Origin of the sequence: Rhodococcus rhodochrous (genome assembly GCF_900187265.1) — a bacterium.
In the GTDB taxonomy this organism is placed as follows: Bacteria; Actinomycetota; Actinomycetes; order Mycobacteriales; family Mycobacteriaceae; genus Rhodococcus; species Rhodococcus rhodochrous.
Window position 1 is genome coordinate 4,115,375 of sequence record NZ_LT906450.1, and the last position, 15,271, is coordinate 4,130,645.

A 15,271-nucleotide genomic window follows, 5' to 3' on the forward strand; every position below is an offset into this window, starting at 1 on the left:
CTCTTTCTGTCGGGTCCCCCGCGGGACCGAGCGTAGCGGGCGCATCGGGACGACGGCGTCGGCGGTGAGGTGGTGCGGCTCAGAGCAGGCCGAAGTACTCGCGCTGTTCCCAGTCCGAGACATGCGCGAGATAGCGCGCGAACTCGGAACGTTTGAGCGAGAGGTACCAGCCGACGAAGTCGGGTCCGAAGGCGGCGGTGAGCTGTTCGTCGGCCTCGAGGGCGTCGAGTGCCTCCCCCAGCGAACGCGGCAGGCGCGGTGCGCCCGGTTCGTAGGGGTTCTCGGTCGGCATCCCCGGATCGAGTTCGCGGACGATGCCGTCGAGACCGCTCGCCACCTGCGCCCCGATGTAGAGATAGGGGTTGGCGGCGGGCTCACCCGACCGGTTCTCGAGCCGGGTGTTCGGGTCGCCCGGGGAGCCGACCACGCGGACCATCGCGCCCTTGTTGTCGATGCCCCACACCACCGCGTCGGGGGCGAGGGAGAACGGCATGTACCGCTTGTAGCCGTTGACGGTCGGGGTGGCGAAGGCGGTGGCGGCGGATGCGTGGGCGAGCAGGCCGGCGAGATAGTGCATGCCCTCGGCCGAGAGCGTTCCGAAACCCTCTGAGGTGAAGACCGGTGCGCCCGTGGAGATCCGACGCAGCGACTGGTGCAGGTGCCATCCGGTGGAGGCGGTCTGTGTGCCGGCCGGCCGGGACATGAAGGTGGCATGGTAGCCGTGGCGGCGGCAGATCTGCCGGATCGCGGCTCGGGTGAGGACGACGTTGTCCGCGGTCTGCAGGGCGGATCCCGGTGCGAGCGTGATCTCGAGCTGGCTCGGGCCGAATTCGAGTTCGATCGAGCGCAGCGGCAGGTCCGCCCGGGTCAGACCGTCGTGCAGCGCCTGTACGAGATGGTCGAGCGAGTCGAGACCCTCCTCGTGCAGCAGCTGCGAGCCGGTGCTCACCGGTGCGACGGTGGCCGCCCGGCCGGGGGCGCCGGGGGTACCGATGCGGTCGGCGGTGAGTTCGTCCTCGGTGGCGCGGAAGACATGGAACTCGAGTTCCGCGCCGGTGATCATCTCCAGGTCGTGCTCGGCCAGGCGGGCGAGCTGGTTGCGCAGGACGGTGCGCGGGCACAGCGGCACCGGCCGGCCGTCGGGGAAGTGCACCTGGCACAGCAGCCATCCGGTGCGGGCCGCCCAGGGCAGGACCCGGAAGGTCGTCGGGTCGGGCACGAGCACGATGTCACCTGCGCCGGAGAAGCCGGCGACCCCGACGCCGGTGTCGGAGGAGAACACCGAGAACGCCGAACGCCCCGAGGTGTCCTTGAGCAGCAGGGACGACGGTGCGGTCACCCCGGAGCGCATGGCGCCGGGGACGGCGTCGCGGGTCATGGTCTTACCGCGCAGCACCCCGTGCTGGTCGACGAACGAGAAGCGCACCATCTCGATGCCGAGTTCGTCGATGACGCGGCGCATCTGCGCGGCGGCGGCGTAGTGTTCCTCGGTCCACAGCCCGTGGGCGTCGACGAATCCGCCGCGTTCGGACGCGAGCAGCGGGCGGGCGCTCGAGCCGTCACCGCCCTCGGAGATCGGGCGCTCGTCGATGCTACGCATCGGCCAGGTCCTGTGCGTCGTCCGAGGAGGACTCCGACGCCCACGGAGAGGCGTTGCGCCGCTGAGCCTCCCGCTTGCGCCAGTGCAGTTCCCAATCGTCGGCGGGCGCGATCGTGTCGACGGCGAGCGGTCCCCGCAGCGCGGCAGCGGTCGCCTCGTCGACGGGCAGGCCGGGAACGGAGTTGCCGGCCTCGAACGCTTCGAGGGCGCGCAGCAGCATACGGCGGTTGGCGGTGACGGCGCGGTCGGAGATACCGAGGCGTTCCTGGGTGCGGTCCTGGATCGGTCCCATCGACTCGACGGCCCACTGATCGTGGACGTTGATGTCGAGACCCATACCGGTGTAGGTGAGGTCGCGCTGCTCGGCCGGGTCGAATCCCCAGTTGTTGGAACGGTTCCGGATGGGACGGTAGTCCGGGAGGGTGACGCCCTCGAGGCGCTGCGCGAGCAGCCTCTCCTTGTCGGTCTCGTCCTGGAAATCGTAGAAGATCATGTACCAGTAGTGGTTCTCGTCATCGACGGGGACGTGCCACTGGATGAAGACCTTGTTGTTGCCGAACGGCACGACGAAGGCGTTGGGGAACACCAGGTTCGTGATGCGGACGTGCTTGACCTCCTCGGTCAGGTCCCGCAGCGCGAAGACCCGCAGGCCGTACTCGGTCTGCTCGACCTCGATGTCGGGGCGGAAGCTCTCGCCCACGAGCTCGGACAGCTTCTTGCCGGTCCCGTCGACCTCCTCACTGAACTGCTGCCCGTAGACCTCGCGCGGGTCCTCACCGACGAAGCGGTGCAGGAAGGAGACGTGACTGGGGTCGATACCGCCCTCGAGTCCCTGCAGCCAGTTGCACTCCCACAGTCCCTTGAACGCGAAGGTGTACTCGTCGGGGGCGGTGAAGCAGTCGTAGGCGGGGAACGGCGGCGGGTCGCCGGCACCGAGATAGGCGAAGATGATGCCGTTGCGTTCCTCGCAGGGATAGCTGGCGATGCGGACGCGCTCGGCGAAGCGGCTGTGCTCGGGTTCGGCGGGTTGTTCGAGGCACTGGCCGTCGGCGCCGTAGAGCCAGCCGTGGTACAGGCAGCGCAGGCCGCCGTCCTCGAGCCGCCCGAAGGACAGGTCGACGCCACGGTGGGCGCAGAACCGGCTCACCAGACCCCAGCCGCCGCCGGGCCGCTCGAACAGCACAAGGTCCTCCCCCATGAGCCGGACGGCCTTGACGGGGCGATCCTCGGGCATCTCCGAGACCAGGGCCGCGGGCTGCCAGTAGGCGCGCATCATCTTGCCCAGCGGGGTCCCCGGTCCGGTGCGGGTCAGCCGTTCGTTGTCTTCGTGCTTCAGCATGCTCGACACCTCGTATCCGATTACTATTGAATTGGATCCAATATTGCCAGATTGTCATCCACGCGCAAATCGAGAACGGAGCCGCACGTGACCGCACCCTGTCCCCCGGCACGCCCCGACCATCTCGGCAGGCTCGCCGCCGTCCTCGCGGGCGCCACCGCGACGACGCATCTCGTGACGGCGGCGTTCCACCACACCGCCTCCCCCACCACCGCGCTGCTCGCCGTCATGGCCGCCGCCTGCCTCACCTGCTGCCGGCACCTCTGGCGCGCACCGAGCCCGGCCACCTTCGCCACCGCGGCCGTGACGACGACGCTCATGCTGGCCCTGCACATCCCCCTGCCCCACCACGACCACACCGCCGCACACGCCGCCGTCGACCTCTCCGGCACCGGCTCCCTCGATCTGCTCATGACCGCGGCGACCGGGCTGGCACTGGTCGAGCTCGCCGTCACCGTCACCGCGGTCTTCGTGCGCACCCGCGCGATTCCCGAAGCGGTGCTGGGACGTCCCGCCGCGGCGCACTCCTGACGCCGGGCACGCCGCGCTCGGCCGGCACGTCAGACGTCCAGGACGAGCCGCGGCGTGCGCGACCGGCCGACACAGATCATCATCGTCGTCCCGGATTCGCGCTCCGCTTTCGTCAGCACCGAATCACGATGTTCGGGAACCCCCTCCAGAACCTTCGTCTCGCACGAGCCGCAGAAGCCGTCCTCGCACGAGAACGCGACGTCCGGATCGACCTCGCGGACCACGTCCAGCAGCGACCGGCCGGCGGGTACCGGCAGGACCACCCCGCTGCGCCGCAACTCCACCTCGAAGGCCTCGTCGGGATCGGCAGCGACGTCCGGATCCACGGGGGCGGCACCGAACCGCTCGTAGTGGAAGGCCTCCTCCCCCAGCGCCGCCCGGGTGGCCTCCTCCGCCGCCCGCAGGAGCGGCTCGGGGCCGCAGCAGTACACCGCGGTACCGGCGGGTGCGGCGGCCAGGGCGCCGGCGAGATCGGGATGCCCGAGCTCGTCCTGCGGCACCACGACCACATCCGGTCCCAGCGTCCGGACCTCGTCGACGAACGCCATCGACGCCCGGCTCCGGCCACCGTAGAGCAACGACCACGACGCGCCCCGGGCGGTGAGCATCCGCGCCATCGCCAGCAGCGGCGTGATGCCGATGCCACCCGCGACCAGCAGGTGGTGCTCCGCCTCCACCAGTGGGAAGAGGTTGCGGGGCGGGCGGTATCCGACCCGGATGCCCGGGCGCAGGGTGTGCACCTCGGCGGAGCCGCCGCGGCCGGTGGCCTCGCGGAGCACGGCGATGCGGTAGCTGTGGTCGTCGGCGGGATCCCCGCACAGGCTGTACTGGCGCACGGTGCCGGAGGGCAGCACGAGATCGATGTGCGCACCCGCCTCCCAGGCCGGTAGCCGCGCTCCTTCGGGATCCTCGAGCAGCAACGAGATCACGTCCTGCGCCTCCCAGCGCATCTGGCGGATCAGCAGTTCGGGTGCGGCAGTGGACACGGTCGAAAACCTCCATGTACGAGTGCGACCCCGGAGCGGTCTCCGGGGTCGCGGGATCATCCGATGGTCGTGAGCCGCCCGGTCGCCACAGTGCCGCGCACGAAATCCGGTGCGGTCAGCCGATCGCCGGGGGCGGTGAGGGGATCGTCGGCGAGCAGGACGAGATCTCCGGGCCCGCCGGGGACGAGGTGCCCACCGGCGGTGCCCAGCAGTGCGGCTGCCCCGCTGGTGTGCAGTCTCCAGGCCGCCTCGGCCCCGATCTCGCGGAGGACCGAAGCCATTCCCGCTGCCGGGGACAGCTCCGGGCCGGGGGCGTCCGACCCGCCTCCGACGACGACGCCGTGGGCGAGCCAGTTCCCGAGGCGGCCGAGCGTGGCCGCGGCGGGCTCACCGAGGCGGTTGCGGATCGACGGCAGCGCCGCATCGCCGAGTGCGGGTTGCGCGGCGACCCCGACACCGAGTTCGGCTGCCTGCGCCGCGAACTCGACGCGGTGTTCCAGATAGGCGTGGATCAGATGTGTGCCCGTCCCGGCCCAGGACGGCAGGATCCCGGCGTCGACGGGGCGGCGGAGCAGGTCGAGCACCAATTCCACGGCAGCCGGCCCGACGGTGTGCAGGGCGAGACCGCTGCGTCGCTGCGCGGCCCACGCGATGTAGCTCTCGAGGGTCTCCGTCGAGGTGGACTGCACCCCACAGCTGTCGGTTCCCGGCCACGGGTCGTGGCGCAGGGCGGTGCCGAGCATCCCTCCACCGTCCACGAACAACTTGGCGGGTCCGAGCGACAACCGGGCGGCCGGATCCTGTGAGATACCCACGGATTCGACCTCCTTCCGGAACTGTTCGGGGTCGCTGCCGTCGAGGGCGTGGGGGAACACGACGAGGCGGACGGGCGGGTCCTCGCTCACGTACAGGTCCCGGTAGGCGGCGAGTTCGTCGATCCCCAGCGCGGGGTCGGCCGCGCAGGTGACGCCGACGCGGACGAGTTCATCCAGGCCGGTGCGGATCCATCCGCGCCGCTGCGCCTCCGTCGGAGCCGGCACGACCGCGGAGACGACGGCCACGGCACCGTGTTCGACGAGTTCGCCGGTGAGGTGCCCGTCGGCGTCGCGGCCGAAGCGCCCGCCCACCGGATCCGGCGAGTCGTCCCGGATTCCGGCGCTGCGCAGCGCGGCCGAGCTGGCGAGTCCGTCGTGACCCCGCCGGTCGAGCAGCATCGGCCGCCCGCCGGCCGCCTCGTCGAGTTCGGCGAGTGTGGGCAGACGCCGCTCCTCGAAGGACGTCTCGTCGAATCCGGCGCTGCCGAGCAGCCAGGAGGACCGGGGCAGGTCGGATGCGGCGGCACGGATACGGTCGAGCGCCTGCGGGATCGACGTGCAGTCGTCGAGCCGCAGTCGGCCGGCGGCACGCCCGAGCCACATGACGTGGACGTGGGAGTCGACGAAGGCCGGTGCCACCACCCCGTCGTGGTGCACCGTGCGGATTCCTTCCGGCGCAACCGCGGTCACCTCGGCGATCGAACCGACCGCCGTCACCGTCCCGTCGACGATGCACACCGCCTCGGCGGTGCCGGTGCCCGCGACCGGCCGGACGTCCCCGCACACGACGAGCGAGGACGTCGGATCGAACCCCTCCCGGGGTGCTCGGGTGGCCATGTCAGGCGCTCAGCGAGTCCGGGAAGTGGCAGCGCACCGCGCGGCCGTCCTTCCGTTCCGTCAGCGACGGCGCCACCTCCCGGCACATCGGATCCACGACGGGACAGATGTCCGCGAACCGGCATCCGGTGGCCGTGCGGGGAATCGAGGGTACGTCCCGGTCGGGGTCCCCGGCGGCCCCGGAGGTGCCGGGGACGGCGTCGAGCAGCGTGCGGCTGTAGGGGTGCAGGGGTTCGTCGAAGAACTCGTCGGCGGGCGCGATCTCGACGATCCGGCCGAGGTAGACCACGCACACCCGGTCGGCGATGTGCCGCACGACGCCCATGTCGTGCGAGACGAACATCATCGTCAGGTTGCGTTCCTTCTGCAGGTCCACGAGCAGGTTCACGACCTGGGCCTGGATCGACACGTCGAGCGCGGAGACCGGTTCGTCGGCGACGACGAAGCGCGGGCTCACGGCCAGCGCCCGGGCGATCCCGACGCGCTGGCGTTGCCCGCCCGAGAACTGCGCGGGATAGCGGTCGAGCAATGCCTCGGAGATGCCGACCTGCCCGAGCAGTTCCTCGACGTAGCCGTCGATACGGTCGCGTTCCATGATGCCGAAGTTGCGCAGGGGTGCGGCGACGATCTCGCGGACGGTCATCCGCGGATTGAGCGAGCCGAAGGGGTCCTGGAAGATCATCTGCATCTCGCGGTGGAACTCCCGCATCCGCGGCGGCGAGAGCGACTCGATCCTCCTGCCCCGGTAGGTGATCGTCCCGCCCACCACCGGAGCGAGTCCGAGCAGGGCCTTGCCGAGAGTGGACTTGCCGCTGCCGGATTCGCCGACGACGCCGAGCACCTCACCTTCGAGGATCTCGAGCGAGACCTCGTCGAGCGCGACCGGGGCACCCGATCGGGCGCGGCCGTATCGCACGGTCAGGTTCTCGACCTCGATCAGCGGTGCGCGCTGTGGGGGTTCGGCGTACGGCTCGTGCCGCGTGGCGGTCTCAAACATGGGCAGGTACCTTCACTCGGTTCGTCAGGCACGCATCGAGGTGCCCCGGGGACGAGTCGGCGGGCAGCAGGGGCGGGATCCCGTGGTCGCAGTCCGGAGTCGCCAGGCTGCACCGCGGCGCGAAGGCGCATCCGTCGGGGCGTTCGGCTCCGCGGATCGGGTCGCCGCCGATGGCCGGCAACCGATCGAGACGCGGTCCGTGTACGGGGGTGCGGGATTCGAGCAGTCCGCGGGTGTAGGGGTGGCGGGGGTTGCCGACCACCTCGTCGACGGTGCCGATCTCGACGATCCGCCCGGCGTACATGACGGCGACGCGGTCGGCGACCTCGGCGACCACCCCGAGATCGTGGGTGACGAGGATGACCGACGATCCGGTTTCGCGTTGCAGGCGCTTGATCAACCGCAGGACCTGCTGCTGGATCGTCACGTCCAGGGCGGTGGTGGGTTCGTCGGCGACCAGGACGCGGGGATCGTTGGCGAGGGCCATCGCGATCATCACACGCTGGCGCATGCCACCGGAGAACTCGTGGGGATAGGACCGGTAGGCGCCCTCGGGGTCCACGATGCCGACGGCGTCGAGCAGTTCCACGGCGCGGGCCTGCGCCTCCCGGCGTCCCGTTCTGCTGTGCAGCCGGAGCATCTCGACGATCTGGACACCGACCTTCTGGATGGGGTTCAGCGCCGACAGCGAGTCCTGGAAGACCACCGCGATCTCGGAGCCGCGGATGGAACGCAGGTCATTCTCGGTGGCGGTGACGAGGTCGGTGTCGCCGAAGGTCGCCCGTCCACCCACGGTGGTGCCCGGACCACGGTTGAGGCCGATCATGCCCATCGTGAGAGCGGACTTGCCCGAGCCGGATTCGCCGACGAGGGCGAGCAGCTCACCGGGATACAGGTCGAGGTCGACGTCGGCGACCGCCGGCACCGTGCCCTCCGAGGAGCGGAAGGACACCGAGAAGTTGCGCAGGGACAGGACAGGATCCGTCTTGGTCGTCACGACATTCCCTTCCGCAGGCGGGGATCGATCGCGATCTGGATCAGATCCACGACGAGGTTGACGAGGATGAACACCGTCGCGATCGCGAGGACCGCACCCTGGACGACGAGGTAGTCCCGCTGGATCACCGACGACACCAGCAGGTTTCCGATGCCGGGATACGAGAACACCGATTCGGTGATGACGGCGCCGCCGATGAGCGATCCGAACTGGATTCCGAGAGCGGTGACGATCGGCAACGACGCGTTGGGCAGCAGGTGCCGGAAGACGATGCGGGACTCGGAGGCGCCCTTCATCCGGGCGGTGCGGATGAAGTCCTCGCCGCGGACGTCGAGCACCGCGGTCCGGGCCATGCGGGTGAAGAAGCCGGCCATGGAGATCGCCAGCGTCGTCGCGGGCAGGACGAGATGCTTCGTCCAGGGCATCACGAGATCGGGACGGTTCTGCAGAATCGCGTCGAGCAGGACGAAATTGGTGGTCGGCGTGTAGTCGAGGGAGGACGGCATGCGGCCGAGCACCGGTAGCCATCCCAGCACGACACCGAACAGGTAGATCGACGCGACGCCGAGCGCGAACCACGGCAGCGCGAAGGTGAGGGTGGACAGTGCGCGGATGCCGGTGTCGATCCAGGTGTCCTTCGTCAGGGCGGCGACGATGCCTCCCGTCACCCCGATGAGGACCGCGAGGAACATCGCGGCCACGGCCAGTTCGAGGGTCGCGGGCAGCGCGGTCCACAGCAGGTTCGCGACGTCGTTGCCGCCGTAGTACGACGAGCCGAGGTCGAAGGTGACGAACGAGCGCAGGAAGTCGACGTACTGCTGCCACAGCGGCCGGTCCAGACCGAGCTGTTCGTTGATCAGCGCGGTATTGGCCTCGATCTCGGCGGTGGTCAGGCCCTGGGTTCCGTTGGTGGCGAGCGAGGATGCCGGCGAACCCGGTATCAGGCGCATCGCGAGGAACACGAAGGTCGTGATCGCCAGCAGCATCGGTGGCACCAGCGCGATGCGCTTGAGCACGGCGATCCCCACCCCGCTGCGGTCCCGGCGGGACGGGCAGGTGGCCTTCTCGGCCGGGAGCGCGGGCGGGGCGGTGAGTCCGGTGGGCACCGGTCGGGTCACTGTCATCGCATGTCCTTGACGTCGATGGCATCGCGCAGGTCGTCGCCGACGAAGCTGCAGGCGGCCACGAACAGCACCGTCAGCAGCGCCGGCAGCAGAACCAGTTGCGGGGCGGAGTAGATGAACTCCTGTCCGGCCTGGACCATGTAGCCCCAGTCGGGTGTGGGGGGCTGGATTCCCAGTCCCAGATACGACATTCCGGCGGCGAATCCGGCGGCGATCGACAGCGTCGTGACGAACTGGACGAGGATCGGGCCGGCGATGTTCGGCAGGATCTCACGGAAGAGTGTGCGGGGCAGGCGCGATCCGCCCACGCGGGCGGCGAGGATGTAGTCCTTCGAGGCCTCCCGCAGCGCGAGCGTGCGGGTCAGGCGCGCGAAGGCGGGCGCCAGGGCGATGCCCACGCCGACGACGAGGGTGCCGGCGCCGGGACCGGCGATCGCGACGGCGATGATGATCAGCACGATCGACGGCATGGCCATGCCCAGATCGGTGAACCGCATGAGCAGCTGGTCGAGGCGGCCGCCGCGGTATCCCGCGACGAAGCCGAGCACGACACCGATGACGCAGCTCAGGGCCGCGGCCAGGATGGACACCTCGACGAGTGGCCGCGCCCCGTACACGAGGCGGGCGAGCTGGTCGCGGCCGAGATCGTCGGTGCCGAGCAGGTGTCCGGGCGATCCGACGGGCAGCAGCGGAGACGCGTCCTGACGGAGCGGATCGGTGCCGAGGAGCATCGGCCCGAGGATCGCCAGGAGCACGAAGAAGATCGCTGTGCCCCAGGCGATCACCGCGACGGGACGGCGGGCGATCCGGCGATCGGATCGCTTCCGCCCCGTGCGCTTCCTCGATGGGGCGGAGCTAGACACGAGCGGTCTCCGCGAAGCAGCGGTGGTTGGCGAGCGCCGCGAGGTTGAGGTCGCTCACCCCGACTCCGGTGACGACGGGGTTGCTCGCGCACGCGAGCATCGCGACGCCCATGATCTCGTCGGCGAACTTCTTCTGCAGCGTCGTGTAGATCTCCTTGCGCTCCGCGGGGCTCGTGACGGCGCGGGCCTCCTTGACCATCGGATCGAACGTCTCCGCGTAGCGGGGCAGCGTGTTGTAGCCGCCGACCACACCGGCGTAGACACCGGTGGAGATGGTCATCTCGCCGGCGAGGTTGTCGGGATCGGGGACGTAGGAGTTGCGCTCCCAGATCATCAGTTCGTGGCCGGACGAGGTGGGGTCGAACACGCGGGACGAGAAGGTCGCCGGGTCGATGGTCTCGACGGTGATCTCGAGGCCGATGTCCTTCAGGTTCTGCTCGACGATCTGGGCGGCGCGGGGGTGCCATGCATCGGAGGCGGCGAGCAGGGTGAGGCGGCGGCCGGTCGCGCCGACGGATTCGAGCAGACGGCGCGCTTCGGCCGGGTCGCTCGTGCCGATGCCGGCGAGAGAGGTGTCGTAGCCCTCCACGGACGGCGGGAGCAGGTAGCCCTCCGGCAGCGCACCGACGCCGAAGAAGACCTGTTCGAGGATGGCCTTGCGGTCGATGGCGAGGTTGATGGCCTTGCGCACCTCGAGCTCGGCGAGCGCCGGCTGCCGCACGTCCATGATGACGAAGGCGTCGAAGGACGGTGCGGGTTCGTAGACGATGACCTTGTCGTTGCCGCGCAGCTGGCCGAGCGACGAGTGCGGGGTCAGCGCGGTCGCCGAGATGTCGCCGGAGATCAGCGAGGAGATGATCGTCGAGGGGTCCTGGATCTGCTGCAGCACGAGACGGCGGGTGGCGGGGGCGCCCTCGTAGTAGTCGTCGAACGCCTCGAGCACGACGTTCTGACCCGAGGTGGAGGACACGAGCTTGTAGGGTCCCGTGCCGATGAGGTTCTTGCCGATGTCCTGGCCGTACTGCTCGATGGCGGCGGCGGGCATGATGCGGCCGCCGATGTCGGACAGCTTGGACAGCACGGTGCCGTCCGGGGTCTGCAGGACGAGCTCGACGGTGGAGTCGTCGACGGCCCGGATGGACTCGAAGTTGTTGCCGATGGACTTGAGCGGCCGTGACGAGCCGGTGGGCAGGGTGGGGTCGTTCTTGTCGAACTGGCGGCTGAGCGAGCGTACGACGTCGTTCGCGGTGAGCGTGCTGCCGTCGTGGAAGGTGACGCCCTGCCGCAGGGTGAAGGTGTAGGTGCGGCCGTCCTCGCTGACGGTCCAGGACTCGGCGAGATCGGGCTGCGGCTCGTTGGTCTCGAAGTCGATGAAGGTCAGGCCGCGGCAGACGCAGTCGACGACCATCCAGTCCCCGAGGGTGGTGTAGAAGGCGGGATCGTGGATGGCGCTGGTGCCGTCGATGCCGATGGTCAGGGTTCCACCCGAACCGCCCGAGCCCGACCCGGAGCCGTCACCGTTCGGCTGGGCGGTGCCGCACGCGGCCGCGAGGGTCGTGACACCGAGGCCGAGTCCGAGCACGCCCACACCACGCAGGAGCGAACGCCGAGAGAAGGACGGGGTCTCCGCAGTCCGTTTCGTCGAATCCACCATGGTTTTCCTCATCCATTGGTCCAGTTATTGGATCCAATCTATAAGGCCACGTATGCAATCTATGTAACCGATTGCTACGTTCATGTTTCGAGATGGTGTGAACGACCTCGTCCAGGAGCCCGACGACGACAGGTGCCGAGACGGCACGAGGCCCGATCCCGTGTGGGATCGGGCCTCGCGTGGCGCTAGGGGCGGATCAGAAGTCCATGCCGCCCATGCCGCCGGTCGGGTCGCCCGCGGGAGCGGCGGCCTTCTCCGGCTTGTCGGCGACGACGGCCTCGGTCGTCAGGAACAGAGCCGCGATCGACGCAGCGTTCTGCAGCGCCGAGCGGGTGACCTTGACCGGGTCGTTGATGCCCGCTTCGAGCAGGTCCTCGTAGTCGCCGGTCGCAGCGTTGAGGCCGTGGCCGGCCTCGAGGTTGCGGACCTTCTCGGCGACGACGCCGGGCTCGAGGCCGGCGTTGAAGGCGATCTGCTTCAGCGGCGCCTCGAGGGCGACCTTGACGATGTTGGCACCCGTGGCCTCGTCGCCCTCGAGCTTGAGGTCGTCGAGAACCGGAGCGGCCTGCAGCAGGGCCACGCCACCACCGGCGACGATGCCCTCTTCGACGGCAGCCTTCGCGTTGCGGACGGCGTCCTCGATGCGGTGCTTGCGCTCCTTGAGCTCGACCTCGGTCGCGGCACCGGCCTTGATGACGGCGACGCCGCCGGCCAGCTTCGCGAGGCGCTCCTGCAGCTTCTCGCGGTCGTAGTCCGAATCCGACGCCTCGATCTCGGCGCGGATCTGGTTGACGCGACCGGCGATGGCGTCGGGATCGCCCGCGCCCTCGACGATGGTGGTCTCGTCCTTGGTGACGACGACCTTGCGGGCCTGGCCGAGCAGCTCGATGCCGGCGGTCTCGAGGGAGAGGCCGACCTCTTCGCTGACGACCTCGCCACCGGTGAGGATGGCGATGTCGGCGAGCTGGGCCTTGCGGCGGTCGCCGAAGCCCGGAGCCTTGACGGCGACCGACTTGAAGGTGCCGCGGATCTTGTTGAGGACCAGGGTGGACAGGGCCTCACCCTCGACGTCCTCGGCGATGATCAGCAGCGGCTTGCCCGACTGGATGACCTTCTCGAGCAGCGGCAGCAGGTCCTTGACCGTGGAGATCTTGGAGCTGACGAGCAGGATGTAGGGATCCTCGAGCACTGCCTCCTGACGCTCTGCGTCGGTGGCGAAGTAGAGGGAGATGTAGCCCTTGTCGAAGCGCATACCCTCGGTCAGCTCGAGCTGGAGACCGAAGGTGTTGGACTCCTCGACGGTGATGACGCCTTCCTTGCCCACCTTGTCGATGGCCTCGGCGATGAGCTCACCGATCGCGGGGTCGCCGGCGGAGATGCCTGCGGTGGCGGCGATCTGCTCCTTGGTCTCGACCTCCTTGGCGGTGTCGAGCAGCTTGGCGGTGACGGCCTCGACGGCCTTCTCGATGCCGCGCTTCAGGCCGAGGGGGTTGGCGCCCGCAGCAACGTTGCGCAGACCCTCGCGGACGAGAGCCTGGGCGAGCACGGTAGCGGTGGTGGTGCCGTCACCCGCGACGTCGTCGGTCTTCTTGGCAACTTCCTTGACCAGCTCGGCGCCGATCTTCTCGTACGGATCCTCGAGCTCGATCTCCTTGGCGATGGAGACACCATCGTTGGTGATCGTGGGGGCGCCCCACTTCTTCTCGAGAACGACGTTGCGACCCTTGGGGCCCAACGTCACCTTGACTGCGTCGGCGAGGCTGTTGAGGCCCCGCTCGAGGCCGCGACGGGCCTCTTCGTCGAACGCGATGATCTTGGCCATTGCGAAGTGATCCTCCGGGTATGGGGGTGACACCGGAGCGATCGCTCGTCGGATCGCTCCATGTACGCCTTCGGCCGGAAGCAGTGCCCGCGACGGACGACCAGGGGTGTCGAAAACCCGGTCTCACCCTACCGACCTGGCACTCACGTGTTGCGAGTGCTAAGTGCATTCTTAGCACTCGGGGGTGGCGAGTGCAAGATTACCGGCACCCGCCACCCCCGTCACGAAATCTGCGAAAGACCGACTACACGGTAGTGCGGATCATCGATGCGGCGCTCGCTCAGCGAGGCGTCGAACCGACTCCCACGGCGCACCACTGCCCCGTCGCGGTGTTGACCGCGAACGACTGGGCACCGACGCACGTGACGCCGGTGGTGTCGGCCGTGGCACCCGACCCGTAGCCGGCCACCGACAGGGTCGTCGCCGGACCCTGAGCCCAGGAGTGGCTCAGTCCGCCGCCGAGCGCGTAGGCGAACGAACGGCCGCCGTCACGGGCCGCACTGAGCGCCGTACCGAAGCCCGTCGCGTGGGCTTCGGCGGCGCCGGCCGACTCGGCAACCGACACCGCGGTGCCGCTGTCGGCCGCGTACGCGCGAGCGAAGGCGTCCTCTGCGGTGGCGCCGCAGCTGGCGGTATCGGACACCAGGATGTCGTTGGCAGAAGGAGGTGACACACAGGTCACCGGCGCCGCTGCGGCGGTACCCCCACCGAACAGCGCGGCCGAGGCCACACCGATGGCGACGAGTACACCGGCCCGGAGCGAACGGCGCGCGGTGAGAACGGATCGGAACGAACGAATGGACAAGAACGGCTCCTCTGCACTGGAGTGCCTCTACGCGAAAGGCTGCATCTGCGCTATGTGGGGCGAGCGCCCCGGCCGTAGGGTACCGATCACATGCGTCTCACGCGAGACCACGTGTCACAGACTGTCGAGGAGCCCGGGGAGATCGGCGACGGAGTCGATGACGTGGTCGGGACGATCGACCGCCAGGTCCAGGACGGATTGCCGAAACTTGCCGGTACGCACCAGGATTCCCGTCATACCGAGGCGTTGCCCCGGGACGACCTCTCCCGCGATGTCGTCGCCGACGACCACCATCCGATCCGGTTCGACACCCATCCGCTCCGATGCGACGAGGAAGCCGCGCAACGACGGCTTGCCCACCGCCACCACCGACCTGCCGGTGAGCTCCTCGAGTCCGGCCAGGTAGACCCCGGTGTCGATGCGCAACCCGTCGGCGGCCTGCCAGGCGAGCGCCCGGTGCATCGCGACCACCGGGACGTCCTCGCGCATCAACTCGGCGACGCGGCTCATCGCCCGGTGCGTGAAGGCATCCCCCGCGCCGCCGAGGATCACCACTTCCGGGTCGTCCTCGTCCAGCACGAGACCGTCGAGATCCGCTGCGATGTCGCCCTCGTTGAGGACCCAGCAACGCAGGCCCGGATAGGTCTGCCGGACATGGTCGACGGTGAGGGATACCGCGGTGACGATCTCGTCCGGTGACACCTCCATCCCGAGATCGGTGAGCCGCTGAGCGATCTCGGCGCACGTCCGGGAGGTGGTGTTGGTGAGGAAGGCGCGGCGGACGCCGTCGGCACGCAGTCGTGCCAGGACGTCCGCCGCACCCGGGACGGGCTGCCACTCGGTGACGAGCACGCCCTCGATATCGAACAACACCCCGTCCACACGCGTCATGCATCGAGCC

At 69.3% G+C, this 15,271-nt stretch carries 13 protein-coding genes; 1 reads left to right on the plus strand and 12 read right to left on the minus strand.

Annotation, left to right across the window (positions count from 1 at the left end; translation table 11 throughout):
- Positions 1-79: 79 nt before the first annotated feature.
- A complete protein-coding gene (locus CKW34_RS18865) occupies positions 80-1,600 on the minus strand; it encodes a glutamine synthetase family protein (protein WP_080968410.1) in 1,521 nt (506 codons plus the stop codon).
- Positions 1,593-2,939 carry a Rieske 2Fe-2S domain-containing protein gene (locus CKW34_RS18870; RefSeq protein ID WP_059384316.1) on the minus strand — a complete coding sequence of 449 codons (1,347 nt, stop codon included), beginning with the start codon at positions 2,937-2,939 and terminating at the stop codon, positions 1,593-1,595. Before CKW34_RS18870 ends, CKW34_RS18865 begins: the two co-directional genes overlap by 8 nt.
- 87 nt (positions 2,940-3,026) lie before the next feature.
- Here CKW34_RS18870 and CKW34_RS24805 point away from each other — a divergent pair, with 87 nt between their 5' ends.
- On the plus strand, positions 3,027-3,470 hold the full coding sequence (locus CKW34_RS24805; RefSeq protein WP_059384317.1) for a hypothetical protein: 444 nt from the start codon (positions 3,027-3,029) through the stop codon (positions 3,468-3,470).
- Between the two features lie 29 nt (positions 3,471-3,499).
- Here the strand turns inward: CKW34_RS24805 and CKW34_RS18880 are convergent, their stop codons facing one another.
- The 10 genes from CKW34_RS18880 to CKW34_RS18925 all read right to left on the minus strand — a co-directional run bounded on the left by CKW34_RS18880 (position 3,500) and on the right by CKW34_RS18925 (position 15,261).
- The gene (locus CKW34_RS18880) at positions 3,500-4,456 is read right to left on the minus strand and encodes a PDR/VanB family oxidoreductase (protein ID WP_370670876.1); all 957 of its coding nucleotides are present in this window, start codon (positions 4,454-4,456) and stop codon (positions 3,500-3,502) included.
- Between the two features lie 56 nt (positions 4,457-4,512).
- The gene (locus CKW34_RS18885) at positions 4,513-6,108 is read right to left on the minus strand and encodes an amidohydrolase (protein ID WP_059384318.1); all 1,596 of its coding nucleotides are present in this window, start codon (positions 6,106-6,108) and stop codon (positions 4,513-4,515) included.
- A 1-nt stretch (position 6,109) separates the two neighbouring features.
- A complete protein-coding gene (locus tag CKW34_RS18890) occupies positions 6,110-7,105 on the minus strand; it encodes an ABC transporter ATP-binding protein (protein WP_059384319.1) in 996 nt (331 codons plus the stop codon).
- A complete protein-coding gene (locus CKW34_RS18895) occupies positions 7,098-8,102 on the minus strand; it encodes an ABC transporter ATP-binding protein (RefSeq protein ID WP_059384320.1) in 1,005 nt (334 codons plus the stop codon). Before CKW34_RS18895 ends, CKW34_RS18890 begins: the two co-directional genes overlap by 8 nt.
- Entirely contained in the window at positions 8,099-9,226 is a 1,128-nt protein-coding gene (locus tag CKW34_RS18900; protein ID WP_080968411.1) for an ABC transporter permease, read from the minus strand. Before CKW34_RS18900 ends, CKW34_RS18895 begins: the two co-directional genes overlap by 4 nt.
- The gene (locus tag CKW34_RS18905; RefSeq protein ID WP_197700677.1) at positions 9,223-10,089 is read right to left on the minus strand and encodes an ABC transporter permease; all 867 of its coding nucleotides are present in this window, start codon (positions 10,087-10,089) and stop codon (positions 9,223-9,225) included. Before CKW34_RS18905 ends, CKW34_RS18900 begins: the two co-directional genes overlap by 4 nt.
- A complete protein-coding gene (locus tag CKW34_RS18910) occupies positions 10,082-11,743 on the minus strand; it encodes an ABC transporter substrate-binding protein (protein ID WP_059384322.1) in 1,662 nt (553 codons plus the stop codon). Before CKW34_RS18910 ends, CKW34_RS18905 begins: the two co-directional genes overlap by 8 nt.
- Before the next feature lie 196 nt (positions 11,744-11,939).
- Positions 11,940-13,565, minus strand: a complete 1,626-nt coding sequence (groL, locus tag CKW34_RS18915) for a chaperonin GroEL (protein ID WP_016932760.1) — start codon at positions 13,563-13,565, stop codon at positions 11,940-11,942.
- 280 nt (positions 13,566-13,845) lie between these two features.
- Positions 13,846-14,370 carry a DUF6764 family protein gene (locus tag CKW34_RS18920; RefSeq protein WP_059384323.1) on the minus strand — a complete coding sequence of 175 codons (525 nt, stop codon included), beginning with the start codon at positions 14,368-14,370 and terminating at the stop codon, positions 13,846-13,848.
- A 114-nt stretch (positions 14,371-14,484) separates the two neighbouring features.
- A complete protein-coding gene (locus CKW34_RS18925) occupies positions 14,485-15,261 on the minus strand; it encodes an HAD-IIA family hydrolase (RefSeq protein ID WP_059384324.1) in 777 nt (258 codons plus the stop codon).
- Positions 15,262-15,271 lie beyond the last annotated feature (10 nt).

Bases quoted from the DNA above. Each gene is read 5' to 3' on its own strand.
- CKW34_RS18870 (WP_059384316.1), bottom strand. From the start codon at position 2,939: ATGCTGAAGCACGAAGACAACGAACGGCTGACCCGCACCGGACCGGGG.
- CKW34_RS18865 (WP_080968410.1), bottom strand. From the start codon at position 1,600: ATGCGTAGCATCGACGAGCGCCCGATCTCCGAGGGCGGTGACGGCTCG.
- CKW34_RS18925 (WP_059384324.1), bottom strand. From the start codon at position 15,261: ATGACGCGTGTGGACGGGGTGTTGTTCGATATCGAGGGCGTGCTCGTC.
- CKW34_RS18910 (WP_059384322.1), bottom strand. From the start codon at position 11,743: ATGGTGGATTCGACGAAACGGACTGCGGAGACCCCGTCCTTCTCTCGG.
- groL (WP_016932760.1), bottom strand. From the start codon at position 13,565: ATGGCCAAGATCATCGCGTTCGACGAAGAGGCCCGTCGCGGCCTCGAG.
- CKW34_RS18885 (WP_059384318.1), bottom strand. From the start codon at position 6,108: ATGGCCACCCGAGCACCCCGGGAGGGGTTCGATCCGACGTCCTCGCTC.
- CKW34_RS18890 (WP_059384319.1), bottom strand. From the start codon at position 7,105: ATGTTTGAGACCGCCACGCGGCACGAGCCGTACGCCGAACCCCCACAG.
- CKW34_RS18900 (WP_080968411.1), bottom strand. From the start codon at position 9,226: ATGACAGTGACCCGACCGGTGCCCACCGGACTCACCGCCCCGCCCGCG.